We start from the raw sequence: 12,746 nt of genomic DNA, 5'->3' as shown, positions 1-12,746 counted from the left end.
TTATTAGAAAGCTTCTACTTCATCCTCATCAATATCTCTTTCACCTTTTCCTCTTGTGATAATATGAATAGGTGTTCCTTCAAAGTTAATATTTTTTCTTAAAAAATTAATCAAATATCTTTTATATGAAAAATGTAGTAGTCGTGGTTTATTCATAATAAGTGCAACTCTTGGGGGCTTAACCTCATATTGAGTTGTATAATATATTCTTAAATATGCACCATTAGGACTTGGAAGAGCATGTCTAATAACAGCTTCTTCAATTGTTCTATTTAATACTGATGTTGGAATTCTTTGTGCATAATTTTCATAAATTTCTATAATTTTATCTTTTAGTCTATCTATACTTCTACCTGTTTTAGCTGAAACTGCAATAATAGGAGCATAATATAAAAATTTAAATTTAGAACGAATTTTATCTTCAAGTTTTTTGAAGGTATCCATATTTTCATCCCATTTATTTAAGACAATAATTGTTCCTAAACCATATTTATCTACAAGTCCAGCAATTTTTTCATCTAAATCAACTAATTCTGAAGAAGCATCTAAAACTAAAAGAGCTAAATTGGCTTTCTCTAGCATTTGAGTAGTTCTATTTAAAGCATATTTTTCTATACCTTCAATTTTTCCTCTTCTTCTTAGACCCGCTGTATCAACAAAAGTGATGTGCTTATCTTTATAATCAAAAGCCTCATCAACAGGATCAATAGTAGTTCCTGCAACAGGAGAAACCACTGATCTTTCTTCTCCAACAAGTGCATTTAAAATTGAAGATTTACCTACATTAACTCTACCAATAATAGCTACTTTAACTTGACCATCATCTAATTGAGCAGTTTCATTTATATCTTCAACTGGGTCTAAAAATTGTTCTAAAGAAAGATCATCTTCTACAATTTCACTGTTAATTATTACTTCTTCTTCAATTTTTCTTGCTGGAAGTCTAGCAGCTACCCATTCAAATAAAGTTTTAGTTCCTCTATTATGAGAAACTGATATTCCAAATAGATTATCTTCATCTATTCCAAACTCATAAAAGTTCCAAAGTCTTTCTTTCTCTTTATCATTATCGATTTTATTTACAACTAATGCTAGTTGTTTTCCTAAATCTTGAAGCTCATAAAATAGTTCTTTATCTTTATCATCAGGTAATCTTTTACCATCTACCATAAAAAGTATTATATCAGCCTCTTTTGCACACTCTATGGCCTTTCTTTTAACGTTTGTAAAAATTGCATCATTTGTTTCATCAATTCCACCAGTATCTAGCATTAAAGCATCTTTTTCTAAGATTTCAACTTCATGTCTTCTAATATCTCTAGTAGTTCCAGCCATATCAGAAACAATAGCTATTCTTTGTTTTGCAATTCTGTTAAACAGTGATGATTTACCTACATTTGGTTGACCAATTAAAGCAATTTTTTTTAGTTTTTTGTCCATATAGTCTTTATATCCTTTAAAAATAAAAAAGGCATTAGCAAAATGCTAATACCTTATATTAGTAAACTAGATTATATCTTAATATAATCCAAATTTACCTTCGTCTTTTGATTTGTATAATACTCTCATATTATCATCTTTGTCATAGAATACTTTAAAGATAGCATCTGACTCTTTTAATTCAGTTAATGCCTCTTCAATATCCATTGGTTTGTAAGAAGTAAGTCTTACAGGGAAGATTTCAGAATCTAATTTATCTAGTTCATTAGCAATTTCATCTTCAATCTCTTGAGAAACTACTTCAGTAAGCTTAGTTGCTTTATGACCAGTAATTTTATCATGATGTCTTCTTAAAACTTTTGATACTCTATCTACAGCAATATCAATCGCTGCATATAAATCTTTATCTTTTTGTTTTACAACTACAGTATCTAAATGTGCAATATTTAAAGTGAATTCAAAAGTAAAAGCTTTTCTACCATTTTTTTCTTCTTGTGCAATAATTGCATTAACAGATATAATATCTAAATTATATTTTTTGAAAATTTCGATTGAGCTATTAACGTAATCTTTAATTGGCTCTGTTAATTCTATGTGTCTTCCTACAATACTTGTATTCATAACATACTCCTTTGCTTTATAATTAAAATAATTCTAGCACAAAATATATAAAAACAGCATTTATAATACAAGATTGATGAATTAAATTAATATTTCTCTGTTACCTTTAGCATTTGCTTCACTTAAAACACCTGTTTGTTCTAATTGTTCTACAATTGTAGCCGCTCTGTTGTACCCTATTCTTAGTTTTCTTTGAATATATGAAATAGATGTTTTTTTATCATTTAAAACAACTAATTTTGCATCTTCATAAAGTTCATCTAATTCTCCAAGCTCAACACCAGTTGCACCTGCAATATCAGAAGTATTTCTATCCTTTACAAAGTTCATATCATATTCTACTTCTCTTTGGTACTTTAAGAAGTCAACTACAGCTTCAATTTCATCCTCTTTTGACCAAGGAGCATGAATTCTTACAATATTTGAAGTACCAGGAGGTGTAAACAACATATCTCCACGTCCAAGTAATGATTCAGCACCTAAAGAGTCTAAGATGATTTTTGAATCAACTTTTTGACCTACTTTATATGATAGTCTAGATGGTAGGTTTGCTTTAATAAGACCTGTTACAACATCAACAGAAGGTCTTTGTGTTGCTACAATTAAGTGAATACCACTAGCTCTTGCCATTTGAGCAAGTCTTGCAATAGAGTGTTCTACATCTTTTCCACTTGTCATCATTAAATCAGCTAACTCATCAATAACTACAACAATATAAGGGATTTTATCATAACCTTCTTTTTTAGCTTTTTCATTATAGTTTTCAATATTTTTAGTTTTTGTTTGAGACATTAAAGTATATCTTCTTTCCATCTCAGCAACCATATTTGATAAAGCATTAATTGCATCAGTTGGCTTTGTAATAACAGGAGTTAAAAGATGCGGAATATCATTATACATTGAAAACTCTAGCATTTTTGGATCAATCATTACAAGTCTTAGATTATCTGGAGAGTTCTTATACAATAATGATAAAATCATTGCATTAATACCTACAGATTTACCAGAACCTGTAGTTCCAGCAATAAGTAAATGTGGTAATTTCTTCAAGTCTGTAATAAATGGTTTTCCAACAATATCTTTACCTAAAACCATTGTTAATGGTGATTTAGAGTTTTGGAAAATCTCACTCTCTAAAAGTTCTCTAATAAAAATTGTTTGCATGTCTTCATTTGGAACCTCAATTCCAACAACATCTTTTCCTGGAATTGGAGCTTGAATTCTTATTGTTTGAGCTTTTAAGGCCATTGCTAAATCATCTTGAAGATTTAAAATTTTTGAAACCTTTACATTTGGAGCTGGTTTAAACTCAAATGTAGTAACAACTGGACCTGTATAAGTTCTTACAACATCACCTTCAATTTTAAACATTAAAAGTTTTTCTAATAAATCTTCAATCTTTTGATCAATCACACCTTCAGATATTTTTGATTTTTTATCTTTTGGTGCATTTTGGAAGAATTTAGTTGGTGGTAGCTCAAAATCTTTTGGCTTTTCAGTTTTACCTAATTCAATATCTTCTAGAAGTTTTTTATTTTCTTCTAATTCATCTACAATAATTCCATGAGAAGTACTATCTTCAACTACTGTGATATCAGAGATTTCTTCTTCAACTGAAGAGATATTTATCTCTTTTACTTCTTCTTTATTTAAGTCTTCTTGGTCTAAAGAGATAATATTTAAGTCATCAACTTTAATATCAGTAATACTCTCTGCACTCTCATCAATTACTATTTCAGGAATCTCTTCCTCTTCTTGAATAGAAACCTTCTCTTCTTTTGCAGGAGCTTGTTTTCTTTCTCTTTTCTCTTTTTTTCTGCTAGAGATTCTTTTAGGTTTAGATGTAGTGTCTACTTTTTTGAAATTTGGAGTTATTTTTTCAATATCAATATTAAAACTCATGTCTTCGAGAAGAATTAAAAATGAGATTACAAAACCAATAATAACGAATATCCAAAGGCCGGCAACCCCGATAAATGGCATCATTGAGTCAACAATATAGTTACCTATTTCACCACTTAGTTTTCCATCTACAACTAAAGACTGGAAAGTTAAAAGAGTAATCAATAATAAGAAAATTGAAACAGTTTTTATAGAAAAATCATTCCAATCAAAATTTTCTTTAAAGTTAATAATATAAAGTGGCACTAATAGTAATAATAAATAACCATATGATAAAAATCCAAAATTAGTGTGAGAAAAGTTAGCAAATACAGAACCTATTTGCCCTACACTACTTTTATCTGATATGAAAGTTGCATATTCAAAATATACAATTAAAAAAAGTATGATTAGTGAAAAAATCTTCTTTAAAATTTTGAAGCCTTTATTTTAATAATTTTGCAATTCTACTTTGTAGTTTTAACCATTGTCTATGTTCAAACAGTGGAAAACCTGCCCATTGTTTCTTTGGTTCCGTAATTGATTTAGTTACCCCACCACGAGCTGCAATTGTTGTAAAAGGTGCTATTTCAAGATGTCCAGCTGTAGCACTTTGTCCACCCATAATTACATATTCATTTAAAATAGTAGAACCAGAAAGCCCTACTTGACCTGTTAAGATACATCCATCTTTTAAAACACAGTTGTGTGCAATATGAACTAAATTATCAAGTCTAACACCATTTCCAATGATTGTTGAATTAAATGCTGCTCTATCGATACAACAATTAGAACCAATTTCAACATCATTTCCAACTGTTACATTACCATTTTGATAAATCTTAATATATTTTCCAGTTTGTGTGTGTGCAAATCCAAAACCATCACTTCCTATAACAGTTCCTGCATGGATTATACAATCATCTCCAATTGTACAATCCCTATAAACTGATACATTAGGATAGATAATTGTGTTATCTCCAATAGATACATTATCTCCAATGAAACTTCCAGACATAATAGTACAGTTTTTACCTACTTTTGAGTCTTTTCCTAAATAAACATTAGGCATGATGTTTGTATTTTCACCTACAAGGCAATCATTCCCTTTAGTTTCTACTACTTTAGGTGCAAAGAACTTACTTAACCTAGCTAAAGTTAAGTATGGTTCTTCACAAATAATTGCAATTGTACCTTCTGGAACATCTTTTGCAAACTCTTCTTTTACTAAAACAGCTCCTGCTTTAGTTTTAGATAAATCATTAACGTACTTTTTATTCTCTAAAAAAGAGACTTCATTTGCATTTGCATCTAAAAGTGTATTTAAGCCAAAAACTTCGAGCTTAGAGTCTAAACTAATATCTATTTTTTCTAATATATCAGATAAAATCAAATCTTTTCCTATCTTTCCATTGCTACAACACCACTTTTTACTACTTCTAGTGGCTTGTATTTATTCATAATATTTGTAAAGTTTGCAATTCTACTTGGTGCATCAGTTGCAGAGATAACAATTGCATCATCTGTAACATTTTGGATATGACCATTATATGCTCTTGCAATTACTTCAATATCACTAAGAGGTTGTTCAATTGGTATTTTGATTAAAACAGTCTCTTTTTCAATAACATTTTGGTGTTCATTTACTTTTAAAACAGGAATTAATTTATTTAATTGTTTAACAATTTGATCAATAACTCTTTTGCTTCCTGTTGTAACAATAGTCATTCTTGAGTATTTTGAACCACTCATAGGTGCTACTGTTAAAGAATCAATATTATATCCTCTTGCAGAGAAAAGCCCTACAATTCTAGATAAAACATTATGTTCATTAATAACGATTACAGAGATAACCTGTCTTGTTGTTTCTGAATCATAATAGTGATTAAAATTATTCATTGCTATCTCCTAATAAAGTCATTTCATTTAATGCGTGTCCATTTGGAACCATTGGTAATACAATCTCATCTCTTGCTACAATAACATCAATCATTGCAGGTTTTTTCTTTTCAACTGCATCTTTTAGAGCTTCATCAAACTCTTTTTTAGTTGTTACTCTATAACCATTTCCTCCAAATGCTTCTACAAGCTTTTTAAAGTCAGGTTGTGCACTTAAATCTGTTTCAGATAATCTATTTTCATAGAATAGTGTTTGCCATTGTCTTACCATTCCTAAATAGTTATTATTTAGAATAATATTAATTACTGGCAAATTGTATTCAACACAAGTCATTAACTCTTGGATGTTCATTAAAATTGAACCATCACCAGTGAAGTTAATAGATACTTTGTCTGGGTTACCTCTAGCAACACCCATTGCTCCAGGAAGTCCGAATCCCATAGTTCCTAAACCACCTGAAGTATTCCATTGTCTAGGGAAAGAGAATGGATAAAACTGTGCTGTCCACATTTGGTGTTGACCAACATCTGTAGAGATAATTGCATTTTCACCTAATGTTTGACCAACTCTTTCAATAGCCCATTGAGGTTTAATAACAGCATCAGAGTCTTGGTATCTTAATGGCTCTTTTTCTCTATAGTCTCTTAATAAAGAAACCCAGTTTGTATACTCATTAAACTCCATCTCTTTTGCAGCTTCAATCATACCTTCTACAGTAACTTTTAAATCCCCAACAATTGGAAAGTTAGTATCAACTAATTTACCAATTGAAGTTGGGTCAACATCTACATGAATTACTTTTGCTTTTTTAGCAAACTCATCAAGTCTTCCTGTAACCCTATCATCAAATCTTGCACCTAAAGAGATAATACAATCAGTATCATGTGCTGCCATATTTGCTGCAAACTCTCCATGCATACCTAACATTCCCATGAATAAATCATTCTCATCACCCATAACACCTCTAGCCATAAGTGTTTCAACAACAGGAATGTTTGTCATTTTTGCAAACTCTCTAATCTCATAAGCACAATTTGCTAAAATTGCACCACCACCAACGTATAATAAAGGCTTTTTAGATTTTGCAATTGCATCCATTGCCTTTTTTAATTGTCTTTTATTGTAATTAACTGTAGGTTTGTATGTTGGAATATCCACTTCTTTAGGATATTCAAAGTTAGCAACCTCTGCTGTAATATCTTTAGGAATATCAATATGGACAGGACCAGGTCTTCCCGTTGCTGCTATATGAAATGCCTCTTTTATAATTCTTGGTAAATCTTTAATATCATTTACTAGATAGTTATGTTTTGTACATGGTCTACTAATACCAACTGCATCTATTTCTTGGAATCCATCTGTACCTATGATTGTTGTTGGAACTTGTCCTGAGATAACAACCATTGGAACTGAATCCATATATGCATCTGCTAGTCCTGTTACTGCATTTGTGAAACCAGGTCCACTTGTTACAATAGCAACACCTACTTTACCAGTAGATTTCGCAAAACCTTCAGCAGCATGAATTGCTGCTTGCTCGTGTCTAGTTAAAATATGTTGAAAAAAACTCTGCTTATAAATTTCGTCATAGACATTCATAATAGCGCCACCAGGGTATCCAAATACTACATCTACCCCTTCCTCTTTTAATGATTCTGTAACCATTTTTGCGCCAGTTATTCTCATTGTCTTTTCCTTTTATAAAATAATCAAAGATTATACAGAAGTATTGATTAATAGCAGTTTAATAAGCAATTTTATGATTAATTTTAAGTTTAGCTTAGATTTATTATTTTTTTGGTAAAATGTATAATAATTAATCTACTTTAAGAGGTTTTGATGGATATTAATAATGTAAACAATAATATTGCTTCGTTAAATAGTTCTTCTGATTATCAACTTAATAAAGCTAATGGGTCCTCAAAAGTTCAAGACACTAGTAGTGACTTTTTACATCTAACAATTAATGACTATAATCAAAAGAGAGATGAACTTTCAGAATCTTTACAGTCCTTTAATACTGGGATTGCTATAACAAAAGTAGCTGAAAATGGTTTAAATAAACAAGAAGAGATATTAAATAATATTCAAGAGAAACTTAACTCTTTAGATGAGAATACTCAAAATAAAAATGAAATAAAAAATGATTTAAATAAAGAGCTTATGAACTTTAAAGAAGAAGCTTTTCAAACAAAATATCAAAGAGAAAACCTAATTGCTCTTGATGACTATGAAGAGAATTTAGCAGTTACAATTTCTACTAAAGAGGCTTATCACTCTATTGATAAACCAAACACTCCTCAAATAGCAAACTCTCTTGCTCAAGAGTTTAGTAGAAATGATTTTAACAATGAAGATGCATTAAACCTAACAAAAGAGCAAGTTGCATTAGCTCAAAAAGAGATTCAAGGGTATAAGGATCAATTCAATGATTTAGGTGGAAAACTTGAATCAAGTGCAAGGGATTCTATCTCTACTCAAGTGGAGCTATCAAAACTTAATATGCAGAACCTAAAAAAAGGTGAAGAAATAAATTTTGGTCAAGAGATGAATGACTTCTCTAAAACAAATGTCACAGCAAATATGGGATATTTAGCTGCTTCACAAGCAAATATTATGCAAGAGCAAAGTGTAAGACTATTATCTAAGTAAACAAGAGTTAATAGCTACACCCTCTCTTAAACCATCATCTAAAACTATAGACTCTTTTTTATCTAATACTTCAAATATAGTTTTATAAATATAAACACCAACTTCAATAAACTCGACTCTACCACGTCCTACAAGTTTTGTAATTGTAGAAGTTGAAGAGTTTCTAAAAAGCTCTAAACACTCATCTAAATCTTTTATTTTAATTTTTGTACCATTTACAGCATCTTTATCATAGTGAAAGAAGTCTTGCCCAAGTTTTATTGCTGCAATTGTAGTTGGAGTCCCAGCAGTAGCCACAAAGGTATAATCTTTTGTATCTACACTATTCTCTTCTAAAAAGTTTTTAATATCTTTTTTGTGGGCTTGTAGCTCTTTATTTAAATCTTCATAATTATCATACTTTTGAGTTAAAGTAACTATTCCAAAATTAAAGCTATGGGAAATAGACTCATCTTCATCACTAACAATTATTTCAGTAGAACCACCACCAATATCAAGTAAAATAAATTTTGAAGAGTTGATTTTTTCTCTTTTTAAAGCATACTTTACAGCTAAAAGTGTAAGTCTAGCTTCCTCTTTCCCATCAATAATTTTAAATTGTGCACCTGTTTGTTTTTTGAAGTAAGATAGAACCTCTGTTGAGTTATTAGCTAATCTCATTGCAGCAGTTGTAACGCAAATAGCTTTACTTGGGTCATATCCTAGCTTTTCAGAAGAAGTGTTAATCGCATCTACTACTCTTTGTTGAGCTTCATTTGAAATACAATTTGTTTCAGATAAACCATCAGCCATACCTACAACTTCATTGTGTTCACCAAGTACTTTATTATTTAAACAATCGTAGATTAGGACTCTAAAAGAGTTAGAGCCCAAGTCAATAGCAGTAACTTGATTCATCTATGGATGTCTAATTTTAAGTTTTGAGTTTAAAAGATATCCAATGATAATCATTGAAATTAGAACAATATTTTCGTTTATAAGTCCAGTTAACCAAACTAAATAAACAACCCATAATAAAATAGCACCTAAAGGAGTTGGAACACCGATAAAATACTTTTCAACTTCACCTTCTTGAGCATTAATATTAAACTGAATTAACCTTCTAAGACCAGAAATCACATAATAGATAAATGCAAAAGCTACTAAAGGTGTAGAAAGCATTAATTCTTTTCCGTCAATTACAGCAAAAAAGATAAACATAGTTGGAACAATCACAAATGATAAAAAGTCAGCAAATGAATCTAACTGAATACCAAACTCTGTAGATAAGTTATATTTTCTAGCAATCTTCCCATCTACAATGTCAAAAGCACCTGCAAGCCAAGCAAAAAGTGCTGCCGCAAAAAAATTATTATGTGTTAAATAATAAATTGCTAACATACCAGCAGCAATATTAAAAAAAGTAGCCAAATTAGCTAAGTTAAAATGACTATTTTTATTAAATAGAAATGTCAATTATTCTCCTTCGTTATAAATAGTAAACTGATTTCTACCATTCTCTTTTGATTTATATAAACACTCATCAGCTATTTTATAAAGCTTGTTACAAGATGTGTATGAATATGGTTTATAAATAACAGCACCAATAGATATGGTAACTACGTTCGCTATTTTACTATTTTTATGCTCAATATTTAATGATTGTATGTTTTTATTTACATCTTTTAGGCATTCTTTTAGAGTTTTTTCATCAATATCAAACAAAATAACTCCAAACTCTTCTCCACCAAGTCTAAATACATATTCATAATCTTTATTGAAATACTCTTTAAGCTCTTTTGCTACAGCTTTTAAAGTCTCATCTCCTAAATCATGTCCATAAGTATCATTATACTGCTTAAAAAAGTCAATATCTAACATCACAAAAGCAGTATGCCAAGAGTTTTGGTTTGAAATAAATGGCATATTATCAAATATTTTGTCAAAATATTTTCTGTTGTATAGTTTTGTCATTGAATCAGTTATTGATTCTAAGGCATATTTTTTAGTTAAGATTTTTAATTGATTGTCTTTTTTTATGATTGAATAAATAATAAAAGAGATAAATAGAAAGGATACTGCAATTAAGGCAATCATATTATAAAAAAGATACTCTTTCATTGATGAGTATTCATTTAGAAACTCTACTCTTTTTTTATAGGCAATTTTCTTTTCATACTCTTTTAAAAACTCTATTTTTTTGATTACTTTTTTATAAGTAGCTATTTTTGTTTTATAAGTTAATGAATTTTTTACATCTTTATTGATTTTATTTACTACTTTTCTCTCTTCTATACCCTTATAAGAGTTGTTGTAGTAATTCCAATCTTTTTGTATTGATTTAAAAAAGGGGTCTCTTTCACATCTTTTATATGTTCTCATACATTTTATTAAGTCATTATAATCTTCTTCTATACTATGAAGTTTTAGTACAGGAATATAATTTCCAAAATATATATAGTCTATTTGTTTTTTTAGTTTGTCTATTTGAGAATTAAACATAAAACTAGAAGTAAACAAAGAAGCTAAAATAATAAAACTAAGAACTGCTAATTTAAAACCAACACTTTTATAAAACTCTTTTCTCATAGGAAAATTATATCTAATAAGTATTAAAAAAGGTTATGAAATAGCTTAACTTATTCTTAAACATGATTTAGATACAATCGCGATTTTAAGAAGAAAGGGTTTTATTTTGTTGAATATAAAAGATACAATAATTGGTAAATCAGTTAAGAGTGATGTTTTATCAGGAATAGTTGTTGCTATTGCTTTAGTTCCAGAAGCTATTGCATTCTCAATTATTGCTGGTGTATCACCTTTAGTTGGTTTATATACAGCATTTATTTTAGGTCTGATTACTGCATTGGTTGGTGGTAAAGCAGGAATGATTTCAGGTGCAACAGGTGCAATTGCAGTTGTTTTAGTTGGATTAGGAGTTAAAGTTAAAGAGTCTATTCCAGAAGATTTAATGCTTCAACTTACAGCAAACGGAGAGTTGTCTACTTATATTTTACAGTATATTTTATTAGCTACAATTCTTGCTGGTATTTTTCAAGTTTTAATTGGTGTTTTTAAACTTGGAAAGTTAATTAGACTTGTTCCTCAACCTGCAATGTATGGTTTTGTAAATGGTCTTGCTATTGTAATTGCACTTGCACAGTTCCCACTATTCAAAGGTGAGAGTTGGATTATGTATGCACTTGTTGCTCTTACTATGATTATTGTTAAATTCTTTCCAAAAGTATCTACAGCAGTTCCATCTGGACTTGTAGCTATTGTTGTTATTTCAGCAGTTGTTATTGGAATGGACTTAGATACAAAAAGAGTTGGTGATTTAGCTGATATCTCAGGAAATCTACCATCTTTTGCCCTACCTACACTACATATTGATATGGATGCTGTGTTAATGGTTCTTCCTTACTCTGTATTAGTTGCGCTTGTTGGTTTAATTGAGTCTCTTTTAACTCTTTCAGTTTTAGATGAAATGGGTGGAAAAAGAGGAAGTGGAAACCAAGAATGTATTGCACAAGGTGCAGGAAATATTACTTGTGGTTTCTTTGGTGGTATGGCAGGTTGTGCAATGATTGGACAATCTATTATTAACTTCTCAAATGGTGGTTGGGGAAGACTTTCGGGTATCACTGCTGCTATTTTACTTATCTCTTTTGTTGTTGCACTAAGTCCATATATTGCACTAATTCCAGTTGCTGTTTTAGTAGGAATCATGTTTATGGTTTCTATTGGTACATTTGAATGGGAAAGTGGAAATAGAATTAGATTTATGCCAAACTCAGATAAGTTTGTTTTAGTTGCAGTAACAGTTATTACTATCTTTGCTGACTTAGCAATTGCAGTTATTACAGGTATTATTATCTCAGCTTTAGTATTTGCTTGGAATCACTCAAAAGTAAGAAGTAGAACTTACAGAGAAGATGATAACACAAAAGTATATGAATTTGATGGACCACTATTCTTTGGTTCTACAACTTCATTTTTTGAATTATTTGATACAAAACATGACCCTGAAAATATTGTTTTAGACTTTAAAGATGCAAGAGTTATGGATATCTCAGGTGTTGAAGCTATTGATAATATTACAAAAAAATATGCAGATGCAGGGAAAAAACTTACAATTAGACACTTAAGTGAAGATTGTAAAAAAATACTTAAGGATGCAGGTCCATTTTGTACTTATGAAGAAGACGATCCTAAGTATAAGGTAGCTATAAACTATTAAGTTAATAGCTTTACTTTTTAAAGGCAATTTGAT

General features: G+C 29.9%; 11 protein-coding genes. 2 read left to right on the top strand and 9 right to left on the bottom strand.

Annotation, left to right across the window (positions count from 1 at the left end; all coding sequences use genetic code 11):
• Positions 1–3: 3 nt before the first annotated feature.
• From der to CRV03_RS02280, 6 genes are all read right to left on the bottom strand, one after another.
• A complete protein-coding gene (gene der, locus CRV03_RS02305) occupies positions 4–1,440 on the bottom strand; it encodes a ribosome biogenesis GTPase Der (RefSeq protein WP_129083523.1) in 1,437 nt (478 codons plus the stop codon).
• A 78-nt stretch (positions 1,441–1,518) separates the two neighbouring features.
• Positions 1,519–2,061 (bottom strand): ribosome hibernation-promoting factor, HPF/YfiA family, encoded by a 543-nt coding sequence (gene hpf, locus CRV03_RS02300; protein ID WP_129083522.1) that lies wholly within the window; start codon positions 2,059–2,061, stop codon positions 1,519–1,521.
• 81 nt (positions 2,062–2,142) lie between these two features.
• Positions 2,143–4,377: a DNA translocase FtsK gene (locus CRV03_RS02295; RefSeq protein ID WP_129083521.1), complete on the bottom strand. Its 2,235-nt coding sequence runs from the start codon at positions 4,375–4,377 to the stop codon at positions 2,143–2,145.
• Positions 4,378–4,387: 10 nt separating this feature from the next.
• The gene (gene lpxD / locus CRV03_RS02290; RefSeq protein WP_129083520.1) at positions 4,388–5,335 is read right to left on the bottom strand and encodes a UDP-3-O-(3-hydroxymyristoyl)glucosamine N-acyltransferase; all 948 of its coding nucleotides are present in this window, start codon (positions 5,333–5,335) and stop codon (positions 4,388–4,390) included.
• Between the two features lie 8 nt (positions 5,336–5,343).
• Positions 5,344–5,841, bottom strand: coding sequence for an acetolactate synthase small subunit (ilvN, locus tag CRV03_RS02285; RefSeq protein ID WP_129083519.1), 498 nt, complete (start codon positions 5,839–5,841; stop codon positions 5,344–5,346).
• Positions 5,834–7,528 carry an acetolactate synthase large subunit gene (locus CRV03_RS02280; protein ID WP_129083518.1) on the bottom strand — a complete coding sequence of 565 codons (1,695 nt, stop codon included), beginning with the start codon at positions 7,526–7,528 and terminating at the stop codon, positions 5,834–5,836. The genes ilvN and CRV03_RS02280 overlap by 8 nt, the downstream gene beginning before the upstream one ends.
• Before the next feature lie 153 nt (positions 7,529–7,681).
• On the opposite strand from CRV03_RS02280, the gene CRV03_RS02275 reads away from it, so the two are divergent.
• Positions 7,682–8,494: a hypothetical protein gene (locus tag CRV03_RS02275; RefSeq protein WP_129083517.1), complete on the top strand. Its 813-nt coding sequence runs from the start codon at positions 7,682–7,684 to the stop codon at positions 8,492–8,494.
• Here the strand turns inward: CRV03_RS02275 and CRV03_RS02270 are convergent.
• Genes CRV03_RS02270 through CRV03_RS02260 form a run of 3 tightly spaced genes read right to left on the bottom strand, consistent with a single transcriptional unit; the run spans position 8,483 to position 11,062 of the window.
• Positions 8,483–9,391 carry an exopolyphosphatase gene (locus CRV03_RS02270; protein ID WP_129083516.1) on the bottom strand — a complete coding sequence of 303 codons (909 nt, stop codon included), beginning with the start codon at positions 9,389–9,391 and terminating at the stop codon, positions 8,483–8,485. The genes CRV03_RS02275 and CRV03_RS02270 overlap by 12 nt on opposite strands.
• On the bottom strand, positions 9,392–9,949 hold the full coding sequence (locus tag CRV03_RS02265) for a phosphatidylcholine/phosphatidylserine synthase (protein WP_129083515.1): 558 nt from the start codon (positions 9,947–9,949) through the stop codon (positions 9,392–9,394).
• Positions 9,950–11,062 carry a GGDEF domain-containing protein gene (locus CRV03_RS02260; protein ID WP_129083514.1) on the bottom strand — a complete coding sequence of 371 codons (1,113 nt, stop codon included), beginning with the start codon at positions 11,060–11,062 and terminating at the stop codon, positions 9,950–9,952.
• Positions 11,063–11,168: 106 nt separating this feature from the next.
• Between CRV03_RS02260 and CRV03_RS02255 the strand changes: the two genes are divergently transcribed.
• Complete coding sequence (locus CRV03_RS02255) at positions 11,169–12,713, top strand: SulP family inorganic anion transporter (protein ID WP_129083513.1); 1,545 nt, start codon at positions 11,169–11,171, stop codon at positions 12,711–12,713.
• The last annotated feature ends 33 nt before the right edge of the window (positions 12,714–12,746 follow it).

The organism is Arcobacter sp. F155, from assembly GCF_004116455.1.
GTDB lineage: Bacteria > Campylobacterota > Campylobacteria > Campylobacterales > Arcobacteraceae > Halarcobacter.
The sequence above is the reverse complement of the archived record's forward strand: the minus strand, read 5'-3'. Positions and strand labels throughout refer to the sequence as shown.

Excerpts from the sequence above, each read along its gene's own strand:
- der (WP_129083523.1), bottom strand. The coding sequence starts at position 1,440 with ATGGACAAAAAACTAAAAAAAATTGCTTTAATTGGTCAACCAAATGTA.
- CRV03_RS02270 (WP_129083516.1), bottom strand. The coding sequence starts at position 9,391 with ATGAATCAAGTTACTGCTATTGACTTGGGCTCTAACTCTTTTAGAGTC.
- CRV03_RS02275 (WP_129083517.1), top strand. The coding sequence starts at position 7,682 with ATGGATATTAATAATGTAAACAATAATATTGCTTCGTTAAATAGTTCT.
- CRV03_RS02280 (WP_129083518.1), bottom strand. The coding sequence starts at position 7,528 with ATGAGAATAACTGGCGCAAAAATGGTTACAGAATCATTAAAAGAGGAA.
- ilvN (WP_129083519.1), bottom strand. The coding sequence starts at position 5,841 with ATGAATAATTTTAATCACTATTATGATTCAGAAACAACAAGACAGGTT.
- CRV03_RS02260 (WP_129083514.1), bottom strand. The coding sequence starts at position 11,062 with ATGAGAAAAGAGTTTTATAAAAGTGTTGGTTTTAAATTAGCAGTTCTT.
- hpf (WP_129083522.1), bottom strand. The coding sequence starts at position 2,061 with ATGAATACAAGTATTGTAGGAAGACACATAGAATTAACAGAGCCAATT.